The 26,296-nt window shown below is 43.0% G+C and carries 24 protein-coding genes and 2 pseudogenes; 5 read left to right on the forward strand and 21 right to left on the reverse strand.

All coding sequences use genetic code 11. The annotated features are described in order from the left end of the window. Window positions 1-64: 64 nt before the first annotated feature. The 5 genes and pseudogenes from OCU90_RS19915 to OCU90_RS19935 form a co-directional block, all read right to left on the reverse strand. Window positions 65-775: a TRADD-N-associated membrane domain-containing protein gene (locus OCU90_RS19915; RefSeq protein WP_061022886.1), complete on the reverse strand. Its 711-nt coding sequence runs from the start codon at window positions 773-775 to the stop codon at window positions 65-67. 94 nt (window positions 776-869) lie between these two features. After that, window positions 870-1,898: pseudogene (locus OCU90_RS26190) on the reverse strand (DUF2806 domain-containing protein). 15 nt (window positions 1,899-1,913) lie between these two features. Then, a complete protein-coding gene (locus tag OCU90_RS19925; RefSeq protein ID WP_061022881.1) occupies window positions 1,914-2,387 on the reverse strand; it encodes a hypothetical protein in 474 nt (157 codons plus the stop codon). 367 nt (window positions 2,388-2,754) lie between these two features. Continuing rightward, window positions 2,755-2,919 (reverse strand): hypothetical protein, encoded by a 165-nt coding sequence (locus tag OCU90_RS19930; protein WP_155647277.1) that lies wholly within the window; start codon window positions 2,917-2,919, stop codon window positions 2,755-2,757. Then, window positions 2,916-3,101 (reverse strand): annotated as a pseudogene (locus OCU90_RS19935) (hypothetical protein); the annotation flags it as partial. The pseudogene OCU90_RS19935 and the gene OCU90_RS19930, both read right to left, overlap by 4 nt. Window positions 3,102-3,504: 403 nt before the next feature. On the opposite strand from OCU90_RS19935, the gene OCU90_RS19940 reads away from it, so the two are divergent. Further along, window positions 3,505-4,812 (forward strand): GGDEF domain-containing protein, encoded by a 1,308-nt coding sequence (locus OCU90_RS19940; RefSeq protein WP_061022877.1) that lies wholly within the window; start codon window positions 3,505-3,507, stop codon window positions 4,810-4,812. Window positions 4,813-5,619: 807 nt separating this feature from the next. Here the strand turns inward: OCU90_RS19940 and OCU90_RS19945 are convergent. The 9 genes from OCU90_RS19945 to OCU90_RS19985 form a co-directional block, all read right to left on the reverse strand. Next, entirely contained in the window at window positions 5,620-5,772 is a 153-nt protein-coding gene (locus tag OCU90_RS19945) for a YoaH family protein (protein ID WP_017073513.1), read from the reverse strand. Window positions 5,773-5,813: 41 nt separating this feature from the next. Next, window positions 5,814-6,962 carry a conjugal transfer protein TraF gene (locus OCU90_RS19950; protein WP_061022875.1) on the reverse strand — a complete coding sequence of 383 codons (1,149 nt, stop codon included), beginning with the start codon at window positions 6,960-6,962 and terminating at the stop codon, window positions 5,814-5,816. A gap of 50 nt (window positions 6,963-7,012) precedes the next feature. Then, window positions 7,013-7,900, reverse strand: a complete 888-nt coding sequence (locus OCU90_RS19955) for a DUF2861 family protein (protein WP_061022872.1) — start codon at window positions 7,898-7,900, stop codon at window positions 7,013-7,015. Beyond that, window positions 7,900-8,559: a response regulator transcription factor VxrB gene (vxrB, locus tag OCU90_RS19960; RefSeq protein ID WP_009845363.1), complete on the reverse strand. Its 660-nt coding sequence runs from the start codon at window positions 8,557-8,559 to the stop codon at window positions 7,900-7,902. Before vxrB ends, OCU90_RS19955 begins: the two co-directional genes overlap by 1 nt. After that, complete coding sequence (gene vxrA, locus OCU90_RS19965) at window positions 8,534-10,006, reverse strand: sensor histidine kinase VxrA (protein ID WP_017081079.1); 1,473 nt, start codon at window positions 10,004-10,006, stop codon at window positions 8,534-8,536. Before vxrA ends, vxrB begins: the two co-directional genes overlap by 26 nt. 286 nt (window positions 10,007-10,292) lie before the next feature. After that, the gene (gene pntB, locus OCU90_RS19970) at window positions 10,293-11,672 is read right to left on the reverse strand and encodes a Re/Si-specific NAD(P)(+) transhydrogenase subunit beta (protein ID WP_061022870.1); all 1,380 of its coding nucleotides are present in this window, start codon (window positions 11,670-11,672) and stop codon (window positions 10,293-10,295) included. A gap of 10 nt (window positions 11,673-11,682) precedes the next feature. After that, complete coding sequence (gene pntA, locus OCU90_RS19975) at window positions 11,683-13,233, reverse strand: Re/Si-specific NAD(P)(+) transhydrogenase subunit alpha (protein ID WP_061022868.1); 1,551 nt, start codon at window positions 13,231-13,233, stop codon at window positions 11,683-11,685. A 300-nt stretch (window positions 13,234-13,533) separates the two neighbouring features. Further along, window positions 13,534-13,815 (reverse strand): HlyU family transcriptional regulator, encoded by a 282-nt coding sequence (locus OCU90_RS19980; protein ID WP_061022867.1) that lies wholly within the window; start codon window positions 13,813-13,815, stop codon window positions 13,534-13,536. A 39-nt stretch (window positions 13,816-13,854) separates the two neighbouring features. Then, on the reverse strand, window positions 13,855-14,223 hold the full coding sequence (locus OCU90_RS19985) for a late competence development ComFB family protein (RefSeq protein ID WP_004731025.1): 369 nt from the start codon (window positions 14,221-14,223) through the stop codon (window positions 13,855-13,857). Window positions 14,224-14,561: 338 nt separating this feature from the next. Here OCU90_RS19985 and OCU90_RS19990 point away from each other — a divergent pair, with 338 nt between their 5' ends. Further along, window positions 14,562-15,803 carry a GGDEF domain-containing protein gene (locus OCU90_RS19990; RefSeq protein ID WP_061022865.1) on the forward strand — a complete coding sequence of 414 codons (1,242 nt, stop codon included), beginning with the start codon at window positions 14,562-14,564 and terminating at the stop codon, window positions 15,801-15,803. 47 nt (window positions 15,804-15,850) lie between these two features. Here OCU90_RS19990 and OCU90_RS19995 read toward each other — a convergent pair whose 3' ends face one another. Next, complete coding sequence (locus OCU90_RS19995) at window positions 15,851-16,924, reverse strand: Solitary outer membrane autotransporter beta-barrel domain (RefSeq protein WP_061022863.1); 1,074 nt, start codon at window positions 16,922-16,924, stop codon at window positions 15,851-15,853. A 77-nt stretch (window positions 16,925-17,001) separates the two neighbouring features. Continuing rightward, window positions 17,002-17,973: a diguanylate cyclase gene (locus tag OCU90_RS20000; RefSeq protein WP_017079249.1), complete on the reverse strand. Its 972-nt coding sequence runs from the start codon at window positions 17,971-17,973 to the stop codon at window positions 17,002-17,004. Between the two features lie 131 nt (window positions 17,974-18,104). On the opposite strand from OCU90_RS20000, the gene OCU90_RS20005 reads away from it, so the two are divergent. Continuing rightward, on the forward strand, window positions 18,105-18,542 hold the full coding sequence (locus tag OCU90_RS20005; RefSeq protein ID WP_004731036.1) for a DUF3069 domain-containing protein: 438 nt from the start codon (window positions 18,105-18,107) through the stop codon (window positions 18,540-18,542). A gap of 508 nt (window positions 18,543-19,050) precedes the next feature. On the opposite strand, the gene modC is transcribed toward OCU90_RS20005, so the two are convergent. The 4 genes from modC to OCU90_RS20025 all read right to left on the reverse strand — a co-directional run bounded on the left by modC (window position 19,051) and on the right by OCU90_RS20025 (window position 23,173). After that, the gene (gene modC / locus OCU90_RS20010; protein ID WP_061022860.1) at window positions 19,051-20,157 is read right to left on the reverse strand and encodes a molybdenum ABC transporter ATP-binding protein ModC; all 1,107 of its coding nucleotides are present in this window, start codon (window positions 20,155-20,157) and stop codon (window positions 19,051-19,053) included. Further along, window positions 20,154-20,852, reverse strand: a complete 699-nt coding sequence (gene modB / locus OCU90_RS20015) for a molybdate ABC transporter permease subunit (RefSeq protein ID WP_004731040.1) — start codon at window positions 20,850-20,852, stop codon at window positions 20,154-20,156. Before modB ends, modC begins: the two co-directional genes overlap by 4 nt. Next, the gene (gene modA, locus OCU90_RS20020) at window positions 20,853-21,611 is read right to left on the reverse strand and encodes a molybdate ABC transporter substrate-binding protein (RefSeq protein ID WP_061022858.1); all 759 of its coding nucleotides are present in this window, start codon (window positions 21,609-21,611) and stop codon (window positions 20,853-20,855) included. Window positions 21,612-21,706: 95 nt separating this feature from the next. After that, a complete protein-coding gene (locus OCU90_RS20025) occupies window positions 21,707-23,173 on the reverse strand; it encodes a cobyric acid synthase (RefSeq protein WP_061022855.1) in 1,467 nt (488 codons plus the stop codon). Window positions 23,174-23,462: 289 nt separating this feature from the next. Here OCU90_RS20025 and OCU90_RS20030 point away from each other — a divergent pair, with 289 nt between their 5' ends. After that, on the forward strand, window positions 23,463-23,852 hold the full coding sequence (locus OCU90_RS20030) for a YgiW/YdeI family stress tolerance OB fold protein (protein WP_017093584.1): 390 nt from the start codon (window positions 23,463-23,465) through the stop codon (window positions 23,850-23,852). A gap of 99 nt (window positions 23,853-23,951) precedes the next feature. Further along, the gene (locus OCU90_RS20035; RefSeq protein ID WP_054546838.1) at window positions 23,952-24,476 is read left to right on the forward strand and encodes a hypothetical protein; all 525 of its coding nucleotides are present in this window, start codon (window positions 23,952-23,954) and stop codon (window positions 24,474-24,476) included. Window positions 24,477-24,644: 168 nt separating this feature from the next. Here OCU90_RS20035 and OCU90_RS20040 read toward each other — a convergent pair whose 3' ends face one another. Next, a complete protein-coding gene (locus OCU90_RS20040) occupies window positions 24,645-26,252 on the reverse strand; it encodes an ABC-F family ATPase (RefSeq protein WP_076648427.1) in 1,608 nt (535 codons plus the stop codon). Window positions 26,253-26,296: the final 44 nt, after the last annotated feature.

Raw genomic sequence — 26,296 nt, forward strand, 5'->3', positions numbered from 1 at the left:
ATCTAACAAGTTTAGCGTACAAAAACACCATGCCTTCGACATTCTTCCGACTAATTGATTCTGGCTATTTTACGTTGCCGTACATCGTAAGAAGTTGTTTCGAAAGATCCGAGATTGTTTGATCTTTTAGGCTGCTATTAGATTCTTCTATTTTTTCAAGCACCTGTACACTCATACCTACAGCGTTGATGCGTTCTAATATGGCAACATACTCTTTGGCTTGTGACATTGTTGATTTATAAAGAACCAAAAATGTAGCTCCGATAAAGTTAATCAGTAGACCGGTCACTGCAGAGAGTATAGCTGGTGTTAATAGATCAGGATTCTCAAAGGCTTTCACCACACCAAAGCCGATAAGAATGAACCCCACAATCATAACAAGAGTTGTAAGCCAAAAAATTGAACGAACTTGATTCAAATTTCTATTTAAATATGACTCAAGTTTTAAGCGAGCAAGATCCCAGGCTGCTTTGGGTTGATTGGGACTTTCAATTACTCTTTTCTCAGCTTCAACGACTTTTGCATCATCTGCGACAACCTCAATTGAACGTTGAAACGCAAAGATTATGCTGACTATAGTTCCACTAATTGCTGCAAAGGCTAGTGCTGCCTCCTCAAATAATGGCTGAAATTCCCAAATAAATTTACTTAATACTATAGCTATAATTGATAAAAACACGCTCGTACATGAGGCAATTATCGCACCTTTAATCAACTTATTGCCGCGACTCCAAGCAATGAATAACTCTTTCATTATATCGATGATTAAATTCATCGAACCTCCAAATTTACGACAACCGCCTTGAGGTAGAAGTAACCCTAACACCGAGCCTAAACACTGTGCGTTTCGAGTCACTCTTCATAACAGATTAAACAACAATGTCTTCAGCATTGTAAAATCGACCTGAACTATTTGACTCCTGAATCCAATCGGCAATTTTCACTTTAAAACCTTGCCTCGCGAATTTAGTTCCAGCCGCTTTTAAATACTCTTTGTTCGCTCCAAATTGTGCTAAGCTCAACACTTCTTTACCTATTGTTGTAACTAGATAAATAGACTTATTTGCCAATTTCAAAGGATCTTGATGCTCTAAAATCATACAATGATTATATGAAACGAAAGCTTTAACGTATTTGGATTGTTCTAAGCTTTTCCATTCTGAGTTTAACCCCACAGCTTCAACTCCAGATAACATTCCTAGCTCTTGTAAATACATCAAAACTTCAAAACTAATCCCTGATTTTAATAAAATCTCATCATGCTCTCTAAAAATAACACCATCTACTACAAACTATGCCGCATTCGCGATAGTTTCAGCATCAGATTTCGATAAAGTCTTTAGGAAGTCTAATGTCCTATAGGAATAAGATCCCGGCTTCCTAATTTCACCTGCAAGAATTTTACCCCAAAGCTGTTGTAAGTCTTCTGAAGACACACGGCCAGCATACTCTTGCCAATTGAACAACCAGTCATCTTCGACATTTTCCTCGCTTACATGATCTGCTTCATTTGTTAGTAGCTCTTCTGCAATCAAAATAGACTTAGCAACGTTTACTTCTTTGCGAATATTCTCACTAAGATCTTTTTCGATAGTTCGAAGAATAACGTTGTCTGCCCCTAGCGTCGGCTCGATTTCCCCTTGCCTATTTTCAGAAAAGCTTTCTAATAGAGGACTTTCGAACTGGACTTGTCCCTTCCTAATTCGATCAGCTATCCTCTCTGTTTCAGCTATTTTCAGTATTTCTTGCTGCCTTAGTTCTAACCTACTTTCGCCAACTCTACGCTCTTGCCAAGGTTGGAGCATACCGCCGATCCCCTTATCGACTAAAGAGTCCCACATTTTAATTATTAACTTTTCACCTGGAATGTTCATATTTTCCTCTGGTTGTCTAAGCATTATGTTAAACGTATTCTACTGAACTTTTATAAAATTTTTTTCTTTCTCTGGTTCAAGCCATTCACTTTTCGGTACAGCAATACCCAAAGAAACTTTAATTTTTTGGATTGAGTAACTGTTTAAAATGGCTTGGTTAGCTAAAATACCACCACGACTATTAGATAAACGAATAAGTTCTTTTGTAGCATTTAAAACTTCTCGTTCTGTTGGCAGGCCAAATAATCGACAAGAAATATTATAAAAAGGGACTAAATAAAAATGGGCATGCAAATTTGATGAGTGCTCTCTCATAACCATACGCGCTTCAGTAAAGTTCTCTTTCTCAGGATTTGTAGGGTTGGCTAAAACATTAGCTAATTTAATAAGATCGTAAGCGATTTTCGATACAAGCTTCCTTAATTCTTGTATAGGTTCAATAAGCAGCTTTAATACAAGTTGTCCCATCACAAAGACTAAGACACCAGATAAAACTGTAAAAAAAACGGTCATACATACTCCTCACTTTAACGCAACACTAAATCGAGCAACTCAAACTAACCCTTGCCAAGACAAAACTCGCTACCTGCTCCGAAAATGCCTGACATAAGAGACCTATCATAATGGATACGAATTATAACCAATAACCCTATTTATAACAGTGATTTAAATCATTAGCTATAAAACTAGATGCTTATAACTCAGTTACTTATAGAAGATATGTAAAAAGAGCCACTTTTCTACGAAAGCGGCTCTTTTGATTGGTGTGAATTATCAGCGTTTCTTGTAGCGTTTTCATGTAGTGTTCGCTCTCACTACGCGCCCGTTTTTGAGCGTATAACCTTTCTTAAGTTGGCCGTTTGGTCGGCGGCCTTTGCACTTATGTCCTTTCATTGGGATCTTCCAATTTTCGTGTCCGTTGCTCTTGGTCTTGTTGCGCTCGTTTTATCCAACTGATGTCGGTTTTCAGAGCCGTAATCGTGCCAAGGCTTGAGACTCCACCTGTAATAAGAGCGATGATTAACGCATTGAGGTACGCCATCACTTCGTTTTCCATCGTGATGCGTAGTATTCAAATAGGTATCGCACCATCACGCGCATGCCTAGTGTATCGACAACAACGGAACCTACGACAAACCAATAAGGATTGGTGATGTTCTGCAGTGCATTGAAGCCTTGTTCTACATATGGCGCGTAATTGGCAATGAAAGACAAGATGAGAGGTACGGACGCTCTCATAGACAACAAAGTTTTCGATAAAATTGAGTTTTATAAAGTGACACTGCAACATAACTGCGCTCCACTTTAATTGATGAACAGTAACAGTGGCCTCATGACTCGTTATCACAGCAAGCCATAAAACTCGCACACACTACTCTGATTACAACAAACCGAGCGACTTTAAATTTAACTGTATAAATATACAGTTAAATTATTACCCCCGTAAAAACAGTACTTATTGAGCAAATAACATTCAGAATCAAGGCTCTGCGTTCAGATTTTAAACTTCCATTTGGTTAAATGAATCTCTATCCTGTATAACCTCAGCTCTGCGTTAGTTTTAGGTATACCGATTTTCCACCTAAGGCGATACTCAAATAGAATCTTCGATTGCGCCAACTCTAAGGCATTGCGCATTACATTCGAATCACGTGTACGGGTCAGTATCATGAGCGACAAAGCATTCCGAAAACTCAACATATTCCTTTCGATTTTTTGCCTAGCAATCACGCTAGTGTCGTTGATCTCTTTTAATACGCGCATGAATAAGAGCTACGTTATTACACCCGACAAATACCCTACACGCGTTAACACAGACAGAGACCACGATGGTGGCACCGTAGGCTCATTACATAAGTCAGAAGATGGAATTGAGTTACAGTGTGACTTTGAACGGACCTATAGCTTACCCTTCTGCGAAATTGAGTTCGTTATATCGACACAAGGTAAAGGGCTCGATCTCTCTACGTTCGATTCGGTCACCATTAATATGGATTACCAAGGCCAAGAAGACCCAAGGTTTCGCTTCTACATTCGTAATTACAACAAGAATTACAGCGTGAAAGGTGATGCTATGTCGAACAAGTTCAATCGCTTAGACTTCTCGCTACCAGATAAAAACCACATCGACTTAAACTACTTCAACGTTCCTTTTTGGTGGATTGATCATTACAACCAACCTATTACTAGTAGCGCGGTAGACATCACAAACGCGGTGTCTGTTGAGCTCGGGCTTGGAGCCAGCACGCTTGATGGACATCATTCACTTAAGATCTCCAGCATTGTTTTCCACGGTAAAATCATCAGCAAAGCTTTGTTAGGTGAACTCTTAATTGGATTATGGGTGACCTATGCCATCTGTTATGTAGGTTGTGCGTTACACATCGCACAGCGAAGCAGAACGCGTGCAGCAGAGCAACAACGCAATTTGACCGAAGAAATTGAAGAGCTCAAGGTAAAGGCAACAACCGATCCGTTGACCGGATGTAGAAACCGAACCGAAGCGTTAGATACCTTCTATGATTTCGAATGGCTAGCGCAACAAGGAAAAACGATTCACATCGCGTTGTTTGATTTAGACCATTTTAAGCAGATCAACGATCAACATGGCCATGAAGTGGGTGACAAAGTACTTATTCAGTTTGTCGCAATTGCGAACGAGAGCCTTGGTGAGCAGTATTTACTTTATCGCTGGGGTGGTGAGGAGTTCCTTTTAGTTTGCCTGGAACAAACTGCGCTACAGTGTAACGAATCTATCGATAATTTTTACCTAGCAATGGACCAAAGCCCTTGGCCTAAAGCGCTTAAAGTAACGGCTTCGACTGGAGTAACGCAGCTTAAGGAGCATGAATCGATACGTACGGCCATCAAACGTGCAGACAAAGCGCTCTACCAAGCGAAAGACAACGGACGAAACCAAGTCGTTACGTTTTATTAAGGCTCGCTAGACTGGACTGCAGCTACATATTCAACTCTCTGCTAATACTCAATCACACGCCATTAATGCCCTGTCGATATCTACTCTCCAATTAAGCACCCGTTAGATTCTTAAGTGCTGACCAAACAGGCCCATAAGCTTTGCTGTCTCGTCAGAACTTAAATCGATTCGTATGCCTATAAGCGCGCTCTCGCCATCTGCTATAACACCGTTTGCTACAACACCATCTGTAATAACGCCATCAATATCATTCTCAGGTTGATACGTATCGTTCCTGAGTCGCTCTATAAACCGCTCTTGCGTACGCCTCTAAGCGTCCTAACCACTTGTTTTAAAAGTCTACATATTTGGCTAGTAAAGCGCGCTCTAACCGGTGGTCAGTCACTCGCGGTATCGGTTTTCAACATTACCGTCGTCACTTATCTCGCACTGTTCTTAGATGAAATCCTCATTTGTCTGCTTCTGAACATTCATGTACTCGTATCCGCTAAAAATAGAAGTCACAACGTCACTAGCCTTAAAAAACACCATATATTTAACCACTTAGGCGTGGTGACATAAATGCTGACACCTAAAATGGCAATTGTTTTACTTTCAGATCTTGCTGTAATTTAATTACACCCCAAAGCCAAGGAAAGCCTGAAAAGTGAATTACTCCGACATAACTTGCTGAATATATGGTATTTAATGGTTTTTGGTAGATCGGGATTTAGGGTAACTAAAGAGTTGGGATGTACGAGATAATATACTAGAGGGTAATATATTTAGTTATAGTGCACTAAGGGCTAAAAAAGAAGGGCTGATGCCCTACTCTTCTTTATTACTCATTTCTTCACGAATTTGCTCAGCAACAATTTTAATCGCTTGTCCTGTGCTGATGCCCTGAGTCATCATTTCTTGAATTCGTTCAACAGCTTTCTGTTGTTCTTCGTGAGAAAGGGTTGGTAAGTCGTTTAGCATGCTCTGCTCCTTTATTTAGGAGCAGAACTATATAAGGACTGTTAGTAACTAGCAAGGAAATTGATTGAAGCACCCATTGCATTTTCGTTTGTGTAGTTCGCACTTAGATCTAACTGGAACAAGTTGAGTGGCGAGATACCAATACCGGCTGTGACTGTTCCTTCCGAATCAGAGTAAGCTAGGTTCTTGTAGTACCCTCCCCTTAACTTAAGCTGACGCAGAAGATCGACTTCGGTACCAACACTAATCATCTGTTCGTTATCAGCAAACGAAGTAAACTTCTCAGTCTCGTTTAGGTCGTAATCAACACTGAAAGAAAAGTAATCCGATACGATGCCGGCACCCACTGTGTATACCGGTTCAAGTTGATAAGTGTATTTACCACCAACTTGGTGTGTCGCAGTACTTGTGCTGCTGTTTAGCGTTCTCGTCGTATCTTTGGTTTCGATGTCTCGAGAGATTAAGTTAGTTGCTGCAACACCCACTCGGAATGGGCCGAAGAACCAAAGCGCACCTGCATCCATGTTAAATGCCGTTTCGCCGTCACTGTTTTCTCTTACATCAGATAAGTCGTAATCATCAACCGATGCAACATAGTTGTACGTGTAAATACGTTGGATTTTAGGTGTGATACCAAATGAGATGTGTTGACCCATAAAGGTTTGGTATTTTGCTAAAGAAAGGCCGACTTCTGCGACACCGATTGAAACCGCTTCAACGGTAGACAGTTCCACTTTATCTGCATCCGAACCTGTTGTGTAAACGTTAGGTGTTGCAAATGATTCTGTGTAGGCTTTTGCGAAAAGGTTTGCCGCGATAAACTGATTAGGAAGAGCAAAGGCGACTACACCACCCAGTTCAACATTGGCTTGGTTGCCATCCAATTTGTTCAGCGCCGCATCGAGTTCTGCGGTGTTTGATGCATCAACAACACTATCGATGTTCGATTTCATGTCGTTGGGGTCGTTATAGCTACCACCAAAACTTGGCGTGATCATTCCCATATCATCGTTACGACGATAAATGGCAACAAGTGCTGGGTTATAGAATGGAGCGGTTAGGAAGTTTGCTGAAACAACACCAACACCACCCATCGCATCACCACGCGCTTCAATGGCGTAGTTTGCTGCTGAAAGAGGAAGACTGGCGAATGCAATTGATGCTGCGAGTAGTTTAGTCGTATTTTTCATGCCGTTTATCTTTGTTAGATCCCTTACATAGTTAACGGCTCAATTCTAAATTACTTTAACTCTTCTTCGCTAGAAATATCATAAGTTTTACTGATAGTTTGTGCTTGTTCTATCGCTATGTCACCTTGCCAGCGTGAATGCACCATTGAAACCGCCAAAACGTAGCGATCATTTGGAAGTTCTTCGCCAGTTAGGTTCATTGGATAATCAGATTCATAGCTCTTGCCCCACACCTGCTCATAGTGTTCATCGACGTAATCGTACAAACCAATTTCGAGCTTAGGAAGCGGACAATAAGGGTTCAGCAGTTCTTTTTTATCGATGCGCCACGTGTCTTTTGATGCCCAACGAACTTGCTGTCGAAAAGCAACGTCACCAAGAATAATCCAAGTACTCCATGAATTACCGCCATCGCCTTTCACACTTAAACGATACAGGCCTGACTCAAGTTGAGATGCTAAATTGTAACGCTTGCGGTATAGGCTCACCGATGCGTTGTTTACCACTTCACTGTCTTTGGTTAGCTCACTGTCCGATGAAACAATCTTATCGACCCATTTCTCGAAGGTGATATCTTGAATGTTGTTTTCGGATTCAACATCAATCGATACGCGAAAAGTATCTCGGCCAGGGCTTTGAATGATGTGTCTTTTAACGACGACTGAACTGATCCAATCTGGGAGTGTTTTTCTGGTGAGGGTTTTACCACAATCTTTGTTCAATGCTTGATCGAACAGCTCATTGAGGTGGTCTTCTCGTGATTGAGAAGAGTTGATTTGCCAAACTTCCACTAGTGAATCAAACATCTGAGGTAAGTCATTATCCAACAGGTGTTTATGAACTTGAGTTAGAGTATCGCTACTCTTAAACCAATCTGCAGCTTGCGCGGTATTCACCACGCAAGACAACATTAATAGTGGAAGGAAGGCTTTTTTCATTACGCTTTCATCTTGTAACCAACGCCACGCAGCGTTTCGATTTCGAGACCCGGCAGTTTCTGTCTTAGTTGCAGAACGTGCGTGTCTACCGTACGTGTTGTTGGGAAATGGTTGTAACCCCATACATGGTCAAGCAGCTCATCACGTGTGAAAACACGGCCAAGGTTGCTTGCCAAAAATAGCAGTAGGTCGAACTCAGTACGCGTTAACGTGACTTCCAGTTCATTGAAAAACACTTCACGTGTCGCTTTATCGATAACCAGATTTTGAGCCATCACTTTTGATGCGTCTTGATCTTCAGCATCAGGCAGGCGTAACTGCGCGCGAATTCGAGCAAACAATTCAGCTTCAGCGAAAGGCTTAGTTAGATAGTCGTTTGCACCTGAGTCTAGGCCCGCAACTTTGTCTTTTACTGTGACGAGAGCCGTTAGCAAAATAACTGGGATGTCTTTCTTTTTCTTCCAACCTGGAAGTGAATCTACTGAGTCACCATCAGGAAGTTGACGGTCTAGAATCACTAGGTCCGCTTGTTCCCAGTAGCCTTCAACTTCAGAGATCAGTTCTGCATGCAAACATTCATATCCAGCTTGCTCAAGGCTAACTAATAAACCGTCAGCTAAATTTTTATCATCTTCAACGAGAAGCAATGTCTGTTTCACAAGGTATCTCCAAAATAAATGTTGTTGGGGGGCCGATAAGCGTCATGTGACCGCCCATTTTTCCGACCATAGATTCCACTATCGTCAGACCTAAACCGAGTCCACTCTTACTTACGAATGGCTTTCTTAGTTGCCCCCAATCTTTGCGGGACAAGTCTCCATTATCTATAACTTTGAATGTCAGCTTCTTGTCAGAAGTATTCAGTTCTAGTATCACTGGTGCGACACCGTATTTCACGGCGTTTCTGATCAGGTTGTCGATGCACGTTCCTAACCAATATACGTTTATTTTTGCAGCAATGTCTTTGTTTACACGGAGTTCAATACCCGGTGCAAATTCTTCTTCAACTTTGTATTGAAGCCACTCTTCAACGCTTGGTACCCACTCTGTTGCGAGCGGTTGGTTGTCTGATTGCAAATAGTCTTTACTTGCTTCTGCCAACTGTCTTAAACGGCGTGTATCTTCACACAGCCTACGAAACTCATCATATACTGATTCTGGTAAGTGTTCGAACTCGCGTCTGAACCCTTCAACCGTCAATGACAAACTTGCAATCGGCGTTCTTAATTCGTGCGTTAGGATTTGAAGCACCAGCATGCGGCTCTTCATCTCTTGTTTCTTACTGTTCCAACGGTAAACTGCCCACCCCAAAACAAGCATGATGTTGGCGAGCACCAAGATAAACATGGCGACTTGCAGAAGCTCTGAATGATCTTCTATTTCCCAACATACATTACCGCGCTGAACAAAACAGCTTTTGCCTTCTGAAGATAAACTGAACGATAATCCAGAAAGTGTCGCGTTTTCATTCCAGTCTGATTCTTTGTACAGGTAATATCTGTCGCCGCGTTTTACCCACATTTCGTCAAGCTCGACAAACATGCTAGCACCGGCTAACAGTGCCGTGATGGCCTCACTGTCCATGTTTTGTAAACGAGATAACAGTTCATCATGTTCAGTGTTTGGACGCTCTTGAATATGCATAAAGCGTTTCAAAGAGTCGAACTTGTCAGGGTACTTCTCTACGTATCGCGCCGCATAGGAACCACCACCTGGGTGAATCAAGCCACTACGGCTAAACCAACGGTCAGAAAGCTTGGTTCCTTTACACATTGCACGAGTAAAGACCAAAGGCTCGGTGATCAACGGGCTTAACGGTAATTTCCCGCTACAGGTTTTTGATAACTGGTATAAGCGCTGTATGTCTTTTAATGGGTACTCTGCGGTTTGTGGCAGCATAGAAGACGGCATGATCAAACGTGTTGGATAATCAGCCTGCAACAATCGAATATCATAAGATTCGATTGCGGTTTCATGATCAAAGAGTTTGGTGAAATTATCGATACGCTCAGGTAAAGAGTCAGCAAGCGCGTTTGCAGACACAGATAACGTAGCGATAAGAAGAGTAAATGTTCTTTTGATGATCACAAACCAACGCAAATTCATATAGATCAAACAAATATATACCATTCGCTATCAAAGATAAATTTTTAACCGCATGAAAAACAGTGGGAATGGTGAGATATAGCGATAAGTTCCATCATATTAGGATTGTGTTGCACAGGCGTACTCGCAAGATGCTTGATGAATCCAGCCATCATTCGAATGGATTTTGCTTTGGTTTCTTTACCCCATTTGTTGTCGGTTTGAGTTAAGACACGTTCTGAGGATCAAAAAAAGGAGCTCAAATGAGCTCCTTATCGAGTTATTACAGATTGCTTAGAGGTGATCTCTATAGATGCTCTAAGATGCTTAGACAGCTCTTTTTAGCATCACCAAACAGCATCTGCGTATTCTCTTTGAAGAACAGTGGGTTTTGCACACCGGCGTAACCTGTGTTCATCGAACGTTTGAATACGATAACATTCTGAGCATTCCAAACTTCAAGTACTGGCATACCAGCAATTGGGCTGTTTGGATCTTCAAGTGCTGCAGGGTTCACGGTGTCATTTGCACCAATAACCAATACAGTATCTGTCTCATCGAAGTCATCGTTGATTTCGTCCATTTCAAGAACGATATCGTAAGGCACTTTTGCTTCAGCAAGTAGTACATTCATGTGACCCGGTAACCTACCAGCAACCGGGTGGATACCAAATCGAACTGTGATGCCCTGCGCTCTTAGCTTGTCAGTGATTTCATGCACTGGGTATTGAGCTTGAGCTACTGCCATTCCGTACCCTGGAGTGATGATGACTGACTTTGAGTTTTTCAACATGTCTGCCACATCTTCAGCTGATGTTTCGCGGTGTTCACCCTGCTCTTCATCGCCATCAGATACAACCACGTCTTGGCCGAATCCACCAGCGATAACACTAATGAACGAACGGTTCATCGCCTTACACATGATGTAAGACAGAATCGCACCTGATGAACCTACCAACGCACCCGTTACGATAAGCAGATCGTTCGCAAGCATGAAACCTGCTGCCGCTGCTGCCCAACCGGAGTACGAGTTCAGCATAGAAACAACCACTGGCATATCTGCGCCGCCAATCGATGCCACTAGGTGGTAACCGAATGCGAATGCGATAAGAGTCATCACCATTAATGCGAACATGCTGCCGTCAGCTTTAACGAACATGATCATGAGCAATGTAGAAGCAACGATAGCCGCTAGGTTCCACTTGTGCTTATGAGGGATGTTCAGTGCCGACGAAGAGATAACGCCGCGAAGCTTACCAAATGCGACAATAGAACCGGTGAAGGTTACCGCACCAATAAACACGCCTAGGAACACTTCCACTAAGTGGATAACGTGCTCTGCATGCGTTGCCGCTTCTGGTGCATCAATGTAGCTGTTGTAACCAACAAGTACCGCCGCCATACCTACGAAGCTATGCAGAATTGCCACCAGCTCTGGCATTTCGGTCATTTCTACTTTCTTCGCGAAGTGGATACCAATACCACCACCGATCACCATAGCAATGATGATCCACACAATTCCTGCAGAATGAGGGCCAAAGATCGTCGCGATCAACGCGATTGCCATACCCGTGATACCGTAATAGTTACCTGCACGTGCAGATTCCTGTTTCGATAACCCGGCCAGGCTCATTATAAAGAATACAGCAGCAACAATATAAGCTGCTTGTACTAATCCTTCAGACATCTGTTACTCCTTAGTCTTTACGGAACATTTCAAGCATACGTTTGGTCACGGTAAAGCCACCAAAGATATTGATACTTGCAATTAATACGGCAATAAATGATAAAAATGTGACGACGCCACTTCCTTGTCCTATCTGTAACAGTGCGCCTACTACAATGATCCCTGAAATCGCGTTAGTTACGGACATCAGAGGTGTATGCAGTGAATGGCTTACATTCCAAACTACGTAATAACCCACCACACAAGCGAGAACAAAAACGGTAAAGTGAGATAAGAACGCAGCAGGAGCAACCGAAGCTATCCAAGCGAAAGCACCAACAGCAACTGCCATCCCCGCCGCTTTTTTAATTGGAGAGACAGGTTCTTGAACTTTTGGTTCAGGTCTCACCGCTTTAGGCTTAGCTTGTTGTTGTGGTTGAGCAGAAACTTGAATTGGTGGAGCTGGCCAAGTCACTTCGCCCTCTTTAACCACCGTTACGCCACGTAAGACGACATCTTCAAAGTCGATATTGATGTTGCCATCTTTCTCTTTGCAAAGCAGTTTCAGCAGGTTAACTAAGTTAGTCGCGTATAGCTGAGATGATTGAGTCGGCAGTCGACCAACCATATCGGTGTAACCTACCACTTTCACGCCATTAGCGGTTGTGATCACTTTATCTGCAACCGTGTATTCACAGTTACCGCCATTCGCAGCGGCAAGATCCACAATGACGCTACCTGCACTCATGCTGTCTACCATCTCTTTGGTAATCAGCTTAGGTGCCGGGCGACCTGGGATCAGCGCCGTTGTAATAATGATATCGACGTCTTTTGCTTGAGCCGCATAAAGCTCTTCCGCTTTCTTGTTGAATGCTTCAGACATCTCTTTTGCGTAGCCATCACCCGCGCTGGTATCTTCCTTGAAATCGACTTCCAAGAATTCAGCGCCCATAGATTCGACTTGCTCTTTTACTTCAGGACGAACATCGAATGAACGAACGATCGCACCCAAACTACCTGCAGCACCAATAGCCGCTAGGCCAGCAACACCCGCACCAGCAACCAATACTTTCGCTGGTGGAACTTTACCTGCCGCCGTAATTTGACCCGTGAAGAATCGACCAAACTCATGTGCCGCTTCAACAACGGCACGATAACCGGCGATGTTTGCCATAGAACTCAATGCATCTAGCGCCTGAGCTCTCGAAATTCGTGGAACTGAATCCATCGCCATCACGTTGATGCTACGAGTAGACAATTGTTCCATCAATTCTGGATTTTGAGCAGGCCAAATAAAGCTGACCAATGTTGCGCCATCTTTAAGTAGATCGATTTCGTTTTTAGACTCGTCAACGATCGGAGCGTTAACTTTAAAGATAATATCGGATTTCCAAGCTTCATCTGCGGTAACAACTTTTGCTCCAGCTTGTTCATAAGCTGCATCTTCAAAACTTGCTAACGCACCTGCTTGTGATTCAACACAAACTTCAAACCCTAATTTTAGAAGCTGTTCTACCGATTTCGGCGAAGCAGCGACTCGCGTTTCACCTGCGAGTGTTTCTCTTGGTACACCAATTTGCATAGCTATTCCTTGACTATTGGCACGAATGACTTATTCGTTTGTATCTAACGACAACTAATACTTCAAGCGTTTTGTTCAAAGAACAGGAAAAGTTATTACTTATAACGATTTGGATGGAATTTGAGCGCTTCATTTGAAGAAATGACGACCGTCTCGAACTAAGAGGTCAAACCACTTGCAAATAATCCTTTAAATAACAACTTACTAGCTGTTCTTTGTCCCTAAAACTAAAAAGAGCTTTCAGCATATACACTGAAAGCTCTCTAAATTATGACCAACATCAATTCTAACCCTATTTGGTTAGCTAAATATATTGTCGCCCATTTGGTCGATGAGCATCTGCGATTTTTTGAGCATCAATTCATCGGCATCTTGTTTGTTTGAAACAACATCTGAACGAATAAAACGATGAGTTTTGATTTCACCGTCGAATTCTTTCTCGATTCGCCCAGCAACACGGTATTGACCAGATTCTGCAATGGCATCTTGATAGATATTGAAACCTTTATATTCGACTGGCTCAATCTCTACTTTTTGTTCGGTTTTTTCTTTGCCACCAAATAATCTAGAAAAGAATCCCACGTTTTTTACTCCTTAAATGACCGTATTAACCCTAAACTATCACGACTGTTTACGGTTCAACAATGGCTTTTCATACCATTGCAATTCTACGTCATCATCAAAATTGTGTTGACTAAATATAACGGGCACATTGTCGTCACGTTCGCGTCTTCTATCGTCAATAATCATACTTTCAGCATTCTTGACCGCGATCTCACTATTTCGTTTATAGAGTACCAGTTTGTCTTCTGGCAATGCCGAAAGAAAATCGATATCGAAACGAATATAGATGGGCTTAAGTTGACCTAAAGCCAAACACGCCAGATCAGCCAACTGTTCGTTGTTATAACTAGACACATATTCCTCGGTAGCCAAAACCTGACCCACCAGAGTTTCCATATAGTTGTGAACATCAACACTAATTTGCATACCACACCTCCATTTGTAGCTATCACGACAGATCGAGTTCTAGCCTGATTGGCAACGACCTACATATTGTTACCTTACTATACCCTACTCATTACTACAGATTTACTAACTGCATGTTAACTAACTATAACGACTAATTAATTTCTCATATATACTGTGTAGTTGGTTCTATGGTTAATAGCAACTCAAATACATATAAAAATGGTTGCATCATTAGCGACCTATGACTATGTTTTTGCTCTGATTTAAGCAAAAAGCTTGGCATTCGCTTGTTTAACCGTATCCTACGTATAAAATTAAATTACAAGATCATCAGTATAATTAGGCTCACCACGTAAATGGCATCTTCTTTTGTAACGTCGAGCATGTTTCGATTTTGCTTCCCTCTATTTTTATTGGCAATTTTATTCGCTGGTATGAACAACGTCATTCTCGTGACGGATTCAAACCTAGGGTTTGCTAGCAACCTTCCATATATCTTATTGAGCGTTGCCGTTTTGCTATGCCATACATTCAGACAAGGACGCATGGCCATGGTGTCATTAACCATGCTAGTAGCCTATCTGATCATCCAAGTTCGCTTGCAAACCCCTTTGAACACTGGAACCACCTTATTAGAGCTGTCGTTACTTGCGGCATTAGTACCGGTCACTTGCTTATTGGTGTATGCCTTCCCGGATAACGGTGTCAATTCAAAGTCGATGCTCCTTTACGCCATCGTTCTCGTGCTGTTTATGGTTTGGGCACAATTGATCGTTTCTCATTTCCATGCTGGCGGTTTTGAATCATGGAGTGAAGGCCTACTGTTCATTGTTAGAGACTTCTCCAAACTGCCTTTTGTTTTGGTGTTGTATAGCCTTTGCTTGCTTGGCCTTACAGCCATCCTAGTGCTGGTGTACAACCGTTCTATTGATGTTGTCGTTTATAGCACTATCTTGCTGTCCTCTTGTACGTTCATCTTCTTTGACGTGCAGTACATCTCTAGCACTATGTTCTCCTTATCAGGCACGCTGATCATCGTCTATGTGATGTCTGCTAGCCACGATATGGCTTTTAATGACCAACTGACTAACATCCCAGGTCGACACGCCTTAGAAGTCGATATGAAGCACTTAGGCCGTAAATATTCGATGGCGATGGTTGATATCGACCACTTCAAGACATTTAACGATACCTATGGCCATGACATTGGCGACGATGTGCTGAAACTGGTGGCTCGTATTCTTAGAGAAACCACCGGTGGTGCGAAAGCGTATCGCTATGGTGGAGAAGAGTTCACGATTATTTTTAAAGGCAAATACAAGGAACAGGCTAAAGAGCACCTTCAAGTTCTGATTTCAGAGATCCAAAACTACGACATGACCATTCGTAATAGCCACGAGCGTCCTGATGACCATGAAGTGGGTATCAAAAATCGTGGTCAGAACGGGAAACCATCGGAAGTGGTGAATGTGACGGTGAGTATTGGGCTGTCTGATAGTACAACCACCAAGCATCCTGAAGAAGTATTGAAGCTTGCTGACAAGGCACTCTACAAAGCGAAAGAAACCGGCCGAAACAAGCTGTGTGTTGATAGCTAAACGTGAGTGTCGATAGCTTAAGTGTCGATAACTAGACTAGTGGGAGCTTAATCTTGGTTAAAGAAAATAACTAAGCTCCCACCTTTCAAACTGCTTCCGTAATTGATCGTAAACCCTATTCCCACATTATCGACCCAGTCATTAAACAGGTTTGGGTTAAGCAACCAACCTACGCTGCCCTCGTAGTAAGATGTTGTGCCCATAGAAGCCACGGTGTCACCACCTATATCAATTCTTCTTATACTCGAGTACATCGATGTGATGTTTTTATCCCAACGAACTAGATCATAGAAAATCTTGGCTTCATTGGCGATATACCAACCTTCAGGGTGACCAATATCGCCGTTATTGGCTTCTCCCCATCCGAAGCCATTAAAGTAATGCCAACTGGTACTGAGTTTGTATCTTCCCCAATCATTTTTGTCTTCAAAGGTCAGCTTGATCTTGGGCTCAATTATGTATGCCCATGCATCGGTATTGTAATAGACCCCGTCCAACTGTTCTTGAATAGGCTCAAGTAATGGAGATCGATATTCGAAGTCATTGCGGTAATAAGAAATATGATTACCAATTGCAGAGCTGAAACTCCAGTGTTCGTTAAGTTGAGACACATTGGCAAACGCCACGTAACCAGAAATCACCGACTCTTTTTGAAAGTCACTTTTGATTGTTGACGCATATTCTACATCATTCTCAATTCGTAACGCTGACAGGCGTAGCGTTACCTCTTGATGGTTGTCTTCAATGTAACTTGGCAATTCAAATGTGTAAGGAAGACTGAGAGATGTGATGTTTTGTCGACGACTCACCGAATCGTTCGAACCAATGTCTTCATTGTCCAAACTCAGCACTTTGTTCGGGTCGAAGTTATTAATACCAAAAGTAAAAACATCGGTATCGTTAAGTAATACACTGGTAGCAAAGCGCTGCTCTAGTTCCTTTCTGAAAAGATCAGACACGGAGTTAGCATTAGCGGTGGTTGGCACTACAGTTAAAAATAGAGGCACTGCAGTTAAAAATAGAGGCACTGCAGTTAAAAATAGAGGAGCCGCGGTAAAAAATAGAGGAACCGCAAGCGTCCAACATGTGTTAGTCACATAAAATGACTTTGAATCTGGCATTTCTCTTATCACTTAAAGCACTTCCTAGCTAAAACGCCAGTAAAGTATAAATTCAAATATCTCAAAGAGCTCGCCAACTAACGAGCAAGCTCCAAAATGTTGCGTTGTATGAAGGTATTTCTGCCGCTTTGTTTCGCTTGGTAAAGCGCTTGATCGACCTTTTCGTAAATAGAGGCGGTAGATTCTCCCCCATCAGGCACGAATGAGAGCACACCTTGTGACGCTGTCACTCTATCGGATACCGTTGAGTGCTCATGAGCGTAGTTCATTTCATGCAACGCTTCTTTTATACGTGTCGCCTGCAACATAGCAGCATCGCTGTCTGTGTCACTTAGGATAAGGACAAACTCTTCACCGCCGTAGCGACCGACAAACTCTCCCGCACGCACAAAAAGCTGCTTCAAGGTACCGGCAAGCCCTTGCAAGCACTTATCCCCTTGAATATGACCGTAATTATCGTTGTAAGGCTTAAAGAAGTCTACATCTAGAAGTATGACAGTCATGGGGATATTACGTCTTCCGTGCCATGCAATGCTCTCTTCAAGCTTAGTATCCATATATCGACGGTTATACAATTTAGTCAGACCATCTTCATTGGCTTGTTGCTGAAGGAGAATATTCAGTTCTTCGAGCTTGGCGGTACTCTGTTTTAGCTCTCGTCTCATGTGCGCAATACGCTGCATCGCAATCAACTTAGAGTTCAAAACAACTTTGTTTACCGGTTTGATTAGATAATCATCACCACCAGCATCAATCGCTTTCGCGATCATCTCCGGCTCTTCATGACCACTCAAAAAGATGATGGGAACCCATTCTGGGAATTGGCCACGAACCTCATTAGCCACTTCAAATCCATCCATGTCTGGCATGCTAATATCAAGTAACACGAGTTCAGGATCAAAATCAGAATAAACATTCAGGGCTTCTTTTCCGCTACCAACAGCTTCTACAACATGACCCAATTGCTTGAGTCGAATAGCGAGTTGCATCCTGTCTAGTTGAACGTCATCAACCAGCAATATGCGCATCGAAGATCCCTTTTCTATCATCACATCACCTTTATCTAGTGTTGAATATTCAAAGTAGCTCAAATTTGGGCTTAAATCATGCCCTAATCTCTATATTATATTGACTTTTTTACAGATCTTTTTAGCATTGTTTCTTTTTAAAGAGAAATACTATGTCAGACGCTACAAACAACGAAGTACAAGAAATCGATTTAACCACTATCTCACCAGAGCTTCGCCAAGTTATCGAATTTGATGAAGTGCCTAAAGAGATGCACAACATGGTTACTTCTATTCATGAGGTGTCTGAAGAAGCAGTGCGTGAAACTTGGAGCAGCCTTCCAGCAAGCGCACAAAATGTTTTGGACAACTTTGAGCAATTCCACGCTCTAATCTCTGTTAGCCAAGCTTTCGCTGGTGTAAACATGATGGAGGAGTTCCCTACTCTTAAACTTCCAGAAGGCATGTCTGATGAAGAAAAAGAAGAGTACCGAGCTCAACTGCTTGACCAAATTTTACATAACTGTGTAAAAGACATGGCTAAGCAAATCAAGAAAGCGCGCCGTGATGCTATCTTGAAGCGTGATTTCAAAGAAGTTTTCATCCGCTAAGCTATTCATCACACCTAAATTTGGGTTGAATGCTTAACGAAAACTTAATGATTAAGCCGTATGTTATTTAAAACATGCGGCTTTTTTGTGCCTGCAGCTTTTTCTGTTCGTTGCTTGAGAGTTTCGCTCACAATATGTTTGTGTTTTTGCCACTGAAGCTCTTGTCAGTGTCGCTTTTGACATTTTACAAATAAGCAATATGCCTTAACACTCATACAGTGTGGCGCAAAACTGGCAGTTATACCGTAAAAAAGTGACGCATGTATCCATTCATGGAATCAAGATCAATATTCATATCGCGGAGAAGTATTCATATTGCAGACAAGTATTACACTCGCTGGCAAGCAGTAAGCATCACTGACAAACGTTAGGCTCGCTGACAAGCAGTAAGCATCGCTGACAAACGTTAAATTCGCTAACAAACAGTAAACATCGCTGAAAAGCAGTAAACATAGAAAAGACAATGATCGAACTTATCTCACTCATTGCCTCAAAGGTCGTGCTTGAATCAGTGCGTGACGGCAATATCTCGCTGAGCGACACTCACGCCTTTAATTTGCGCGTAGACTTGCTGACCGATTTCCAAACTCAACTCGTCCAGAGCCCACAAGGTTATGGTGGCCCACAAGTAACAACCAGGCTCTAGCTCCAGTTCTACTGCAACACTCTGCTTGTTTGAGCCTTGCTGGTGCGTCTCTACGCTTTTAATAGTCACAGAGAGGATATTACGTATAGAAGTGCCTTGCGGCTGTTCTAGCGTGATAGAGACATCATTTGCCCTAACTTGTAACCTTACCGCAGCTCCAATGTCGCTCGACACCTTCTGAACCCACAACGATGTCGATTTACCAAGCTTCAGTCGAGACAACGCGTAATCGTCATTGTGCTCAGCCAACGTCCCCTCAAACAATGAACTTTGTTCTGAGAATGATTGCCACGGCTGCATGGCTCTCGATGCCCATACCTCTTCCGTCACACCCGACGAGATGACTTTGCCTTGCTCTATGATCACAAGGTGATTCGCCAAGCGTAGGATCTCATTAAGGCTGTGCGTCACGTAGATGATTGGAATATTCACTGTTTCAGAGAGGTTTTCCAGAAACGGCATCACTTCACGCTTACGAGGTAAGTCGAGAGAGGCCAATGGCTCATCCATCAACAAAATACTCGGCTTAGACAACAAAGCACGTCCAATTGCCACACGTTGCTTCTCACCGCCAGACAGGCGAGCTGGATAGCGATCAAGCAATGAGTCCAAAGACAACAGCGAGACTATTTGCTCAAAGTGCGCTTTGTCAGTACCTTTCATGCCGTACTTAAGATTCGCCGCGACTTTCATGTGCGGGAACAATCGCGATTCTTGGAACACATAACCAACGTTGCGCTTATGGGTTGGCAAATTAATGCCATTGCGACTGTCAAACAGAGTAGTTCCAGATACGCTGATCAAGCCTTTGTCTGGCTGTTTAAGGCCACTAATCGCATTGATGAGGGAGGTTTTCCCCGCACCAGAACGACCAAAAATCGCTGTAATTCCGCTGCTAGGGAGTTCTAAGTCGATATCGAAAAAGGTTTCACCCAACTGTTGCTGATATTGGAGGATCAAAGCACTCATGCGTTCCCTCCCAAGCGTTTTGCTGACTTTTTGTTGAGCCATTCAGATAGCATTAATGAACCGAGCGCTATCACAATTGAAATGACACACAAACGCGCCGCTTCCATCTCCGCGCCAGGGGTTTCGATAAAGGTATACATGGCCAATGGAATGGTTTGAGTTTCACCGGGAATATTTGAAACGAAACTGATGGTCGCACCAAACTCACCTAGGCTTCTTGCGAATGAAAGCATGGTGCCGGTAATGATCCCAGGGATCATCAAGGGTAAAGTGATGGTGAAAAACACACGAAGAGGTGAAGCGCCCAATGTGGCCGCGGCCTCTTCCAGTTTACTGTCTACGGTTTCTAGGCTCAGACGAATAGAACGAACCATCAATGGCAGCGCGACAACAACACACGCGAGTGCCGCGCCCTTCCAGCTAAAACTGAATACGATACCAAACACGTCATTAAGCCAAGAGCCAATAACGCCTTGTCTGCCCATCATCACTAGCAACAAGTAACCGATGACCACAGGTGGAAGCACCAAAGGCAAATGGACAATACTTTCTACAATGCTTTTGCCCACAAATTGTTTCTTAGCAAGCAACCATGCCAAGCCGATGCCAATAGGAATAAGCCACAAGATGGCAAACCCAGCGACTTTCAAGCTCAGCATTAAGGCTTGGTATTCGTATTCCGATAAATACATCATTTAGCGCACTTCAAATCCAAAACTGTTCAAGGTGTCCTTCGCTTTTTCGCTATTAAGGAAAGTATAAAACTCTTCTGCGACGACTTTATCGCTCAATTTCGCTACAGGGTAACGTATTGGCGTATGTAAATTTGATGGGAACGTCGACACGAGGTTCACTTCTTTAGAAAGCAACGCATCTGTTTTGTAGACAATGCCAAGCTTAGCTTCACTACGCTCTACCAAAGCCAATGCCATACGAACATTGTTACTTGGTGCCAATCGAGTCTTCACATCGTCCCAGACACCTAACGTTTCTAGCGCTTCTTTCGCATAGATACCTGCAGGAACCGACATAGTATTGCCAACCGCAAGTCTTTCATTCGTTAGTAGTTTAGCCCATTGGTCACCGTTTGAGAGATCCAACGATATTGGCGTCTCTTTCGGGGAAATCAGCACCAGTTCGTTTTCGCACAAGTTTGTGACATTGTCACTAGAAACCAATTGACGATCGACTAAATGCGTCATCCATTTTTCGTTTGCCGAGATAAAGATGTCTGCTGGCGCGCCTCTTTCGATTTGGCGTACCAAAGATGACGTGCTCGCATAGACTGGAATAACATCGACAGAATGATCTTTCTCAAACTCTTCGACCAACAAGTTAACCGCATTCGTCATCGACGATGCAGCGTAAACTCGTAGCTTTTCCGCAGCCAAAAGATGACTAGAACTCAATGCCGATGCTAAGGCGATGGTTAAAAGGATGACTCGCTTTTTCATTGTGATCACTTATCTATTGTTCGTTTCAGTTCTTGAGCTCGCTTTTAAGTCAGACGTAAGCTTTTGAGTTCAAGCTAAAGCTTTTAAATTCAGACCTAAATGGTTAATTCCGGCCAAAGCAAGTCAAGATTTAAATGCTCTTCGATGGCATCAGCGATTCGATTGATACCCAGCTCTTTAAGCTGTTCATGGTCAATCGCTGTTACATCGTTGGCTCCTGCCCATTCGCAAATAAGCGACAACGCATCGCTGTTATCGAATACGCCATGCAGGTAAGTACCAAAAATCGAGTTATCTTGATTCACAGCCCCATCTAGGCTGCCAGATTCTAACTGAACCGGTAATACTGTTTCTTTGACATCAGTCCTACCTACGTGGATTTCATACCCTTTTACCTCTGCTGTTTTTCCATCCAGCGTCATGGTGCCGCGTACGTTGGTTAAGGTTTTCTGTTGTGTTAGCGTCGTTTCTGTATCGAGATACCCTAACCCTTCGCTGCTTCCTGGCTCACCTTCAACGCCATCTGGATCGTGGATGATATTTCCTAGCATCTGGTAACCACCACAAATACCCATCACTTTGCCGCCCAAGCGTAGATGACGCTGAATATCTTTATCCCAGCCTTGTTGTTTTAGGTAATCCAAATCTGCTCTTACCGATTTTGTACCCGGCAAGATAATCAAATCTGCATTGTTTACACGTTCACCTTTACCGACATAACGTAAATCAATAGAAGGATTAAATCTTAACGCGTCGAAGTCCGTATGGTTGCTGATTCGGGTTAGCACTGGCACCACGACTTTAAGTTTAGCTTCTCCGTCAGACTCTTGGGCTGAGGTAATGGCATCTTCCGCTTCTAGGTTAAAACCATGCAGATATGGCAATACACCAATTACTGGCTTGCCGGTTTTCTCTTCTAACCAATCAAGTCCAGATTGAAGTAACGCGATATCGCCTCTAAAGCGGTTTATCACAAAGCCTTTTACGCGAGCTTGTTCAGATTCAGATAACAACTCTAATGTGCCGTAGAGGTGCGCAAAAACGCCACCACGGTCAATATCGGCAACGATGATCACTGGGATGTCCGCTTTCTCAGCAAATCCCATGTTAGCGATATCATTTTCGCGAAGATTGATCTCGGCTGGGCTACCCGCACCTTCAATCATCACGCTTTCGTATTCTTCAGAAAGTCGGTCAAATGAGTCAATAACGGTATCCATCGCCACTTTCTTGTAATCATGATAACCCGTAGCTTCCATATTACTGATCGCTCGGCCTTGCAGAATCACTTGTGCGCCAGTATCTGAATTGGGTTTTAGCAATACCGGGTTCATGTGAACAGTAGGTTCAATGTTACAAGCTTGCGCCTGAACGGCTTGAGCGCGGCCAATTTCGCCGCCATCTTTTGTCACCGCACTGTTTAACGCCATGTTTTGTGGCTTAAAAGGTGCCACTTTGATTCCTTTCCTTGCCAAAACACGGCATAAACCTGCCACCAAAACACTTTTTCCGGCATCTGACGTTGTCCCTTGAACCATAAGGGCGTTTAACGGTGATCGCATCTGTACTTAAATCCTTAATTTCTTAATTTCTTAATTTCTTAATTTATAGCTGTAGCCAATATTTCTCTGCCTCCATCTTAACGTCATTGCCGAGTAGATGCTCAATAAAATGAATGGAAAATGAATGTGTTACTCACTCTGGATTCAACCCCAGTGTTGTTTAATAGCTCCATCGAAACGAAGCTTATGAACGATAAGCAGCGCATTAACAAATAAAACGTACTAACGAAAAGAAACGTTTCAAATTCAGAAAAACGTTTCTACTAAAAACAACATTAAGGGATTCACCATGAAAAAAACTGTATTAGCTATCGCATCTACTATTATCCTTGCCCCTACTTTCGCAATGGCTAGTGACCACCACAGCAGCAATAGCAATAGCAAGCATGAGAGCGCTATCGCTTACACAGGGCCGATTGAAACCGTTTCTGTTGCGACACTACTTGCAGACACAAGCATGTTCGCAGAGCAAGAAGCGATTGTAGATGGCAAGATTGTTCGTCAGCTAAAGAATGATACATTTGTCTTCTCTGATGGACAGAGTGAAATTCAAATCGAATTAGATGATGATATCCGCCTAGCGCAACCGCTAACTGCTGATACTAAAGTACGCATCTTTGGTGAATATGAAGGCGGCAAGACACCGGAAATCGAAGTGGATCATATCCAAGTTCTATAAGCGATAAATACAAAACATACTGACTTCAAATAATTGGCCTGCATATTGCAGGCTTTTTTGTATTATACTGCCGAAAAATACAATTTATATGGAGTCACCATGCTAGGTTGCACGAATAAGACTGTCCTTTTAGGACTAGCTGCACTGTGTTCATTCTCTGCGTCTGCAAACAACTTTAACTACAACACATTCGAGCTACGCATGGGTACTAGCCCAAGTACTTTCGGTGGTGAAGTCACAACAATGTTCACTCAGAACTCTCACTTTGTTGCTCGTATCGATTCAGAATTTGAAAGTGACTGGGATGCAGCGGTAGGTATGGGGTTCAACGGCCCAATTAATCAATTTGCTGACGTTACTGGTCAAATGCTACTACACAACATTGAACGTAATGACGACAATCACATCAAGACTGAAATCAACATCGGTTTGAGAGCGTGGTTAATGGCAAACGTTGAAGTTAACGCGCGCCTTGGTCAACTGATCGACAACGACGACTCTCGCTCAGTTGTTGGTATCGGCGCTCGCTTTCACTCAACGGATCAACTGTCTGTTGGCCTTGATATGCGAAACAACGGTACTTATGGCCACCAAATCTTAATGTCTGCTCGATTCGGCTTCTAAACTGAATTAGCTGCCTAGGTTTTATTGATAAGCTAAGGTTTCGTCACTAAGTAATAAATAGCTGTACAAATTACATAGAAAAGCCCCGAACACATTAATGTTCGGGGCTTTTTTGTTTGTTAGTTTCGCTGGCTTTTAGTCGTTCACGCCCTAAGCCAGCGACTTACTTTATAAATTAACCATCAGCATCTTTTTCTGATGATCTAAGTACTCTTCATAAGTACCTTGGAAACTAACCAGTTGCTTGTCTTTCACATCAATAACGTGTGTCGCCAAAGAAGAAACGAACTCACGGTCATGGCTTACGAAGATAAGTGTGCCAGTGTAAACCTTCAACGCATCGTTAAGCGCTTGAATTGCTTCCATGTCCATGTGGTTCGTTGGTTCGTCCATTACCAGCACGTTGATGTCTTGCATCATTAGCTTGCCGAACAACAGACGGTTCTTCTCACCACCAGAACAGTTACGCGCTTTCTTGTTCGCGTCATCAGCAGTAAACAATAGACGACCTAGAATGCCACGTACCATAAGATCATCGTGCTTCACTGTGCGCCATTGAGAGATCCAATCGAAGATGCTCAGGTCGTTGTCAAAGTCAGTCGTGCTATCTTGTGGGCAGTAGCCTACCGATGCGTTTTCAGACCATTTAACGATACCTTCGTTTTGCTCTAGTTCTTGAACTAGGCAACGTAGCAGCGTGGTTTTACCCACACCGTTCTCACCGATAACAGCAAGACGTGTGCCCGCTTCAAGCAGCAAGTTGCCACCAGCAAACAGTGTTTCGCCATCGAAGCCGTGACTAAGCTCTTTAAGTTCAAGCGCTTGACGGTGCAATTTCTTGCCTTCACCAAAATCAATTGATGGGCTCATACGGCTCGATGATTTCACTTCATCAAGCGTGATTTTGTCCATTTTCTTAGCACGTGAACTTGCTTGCTTCGCTTTAGATGCGTTTGCACCAAAACGGTTAACGAAATCTTGAAGTTCGCTAATTTCAGCCGCTTTCTTAGCGTTGTTTGCTAGAAGTTGGTCACGAATCAAACCAGAAGCTTCTAGGAAGTACTCGTAGTTACCAGGGTAAACACGTAGCTCACCGTAGTCGATATCAGCCATGTGCGTACACACAGAGTTCAGGAAGTGTCTATCATGCGAAATGATGATCATTGTACATTTACGCTGGTTTAGCTCTTCAGCAAGCCAGTTGATCGTGTGAATGTCCAAGTTGTTGGTTGGTTCATCAAGAAGCAGAATATCTGGGTTTGCAAATAGAGCTTGCGCCAGAAGCACACGCAGTTTCCAACCTGGAGCAACTTGCTGCATTAGGCCGAAATGGAACTCTTCTTCGATACCCGCTTGAATTAGGATATCACCTGCACGGCTTTCAGCTGTGTAGCCATCCATTTCAGCGAATTCACTTTCAAGTTCAGCGACTTTCATACCATCGTCTTCGCTCATTTCTGGCAAAGAGTAAATACGGTCACGTTCTTGTTTTACTTCCCACAGTTTTCTGTCACCCATGATCACAACGTCGATAACGCTGTATTGTTCAAAAGCGAACTGATCTTGGCTTAGCACACCCAGCTTTTCTCCTGGAGTGATAGAAACGTTGCCCGAGCTTGGCGTTAATGCACCACTTAGGATTTTCATGAACGTTGACTTGCCGCAACCATTGGCGCCGATCAAACCATAGCGGTTGCCGTTACCAAATTTAGCAGAGATGTTTTCAAACAGCGGCTCTGCGCCAAATTGCATTGTGATGTTCGCGGTAGATATCAAAGAACTAATTCCTAAGCGTGTACTGACAGATAATTATTAGGCTA

Origin of the sequence: Vibrio splendidus (assembly GCF_024347615.1) — a bacterium.
Classification (GTDB): Bacteria; Pseudomonadota; Gammaproteobacteria; order Enterobacterales; family Vibrionaceae; genus Vibrio; species Vibrio splendidus.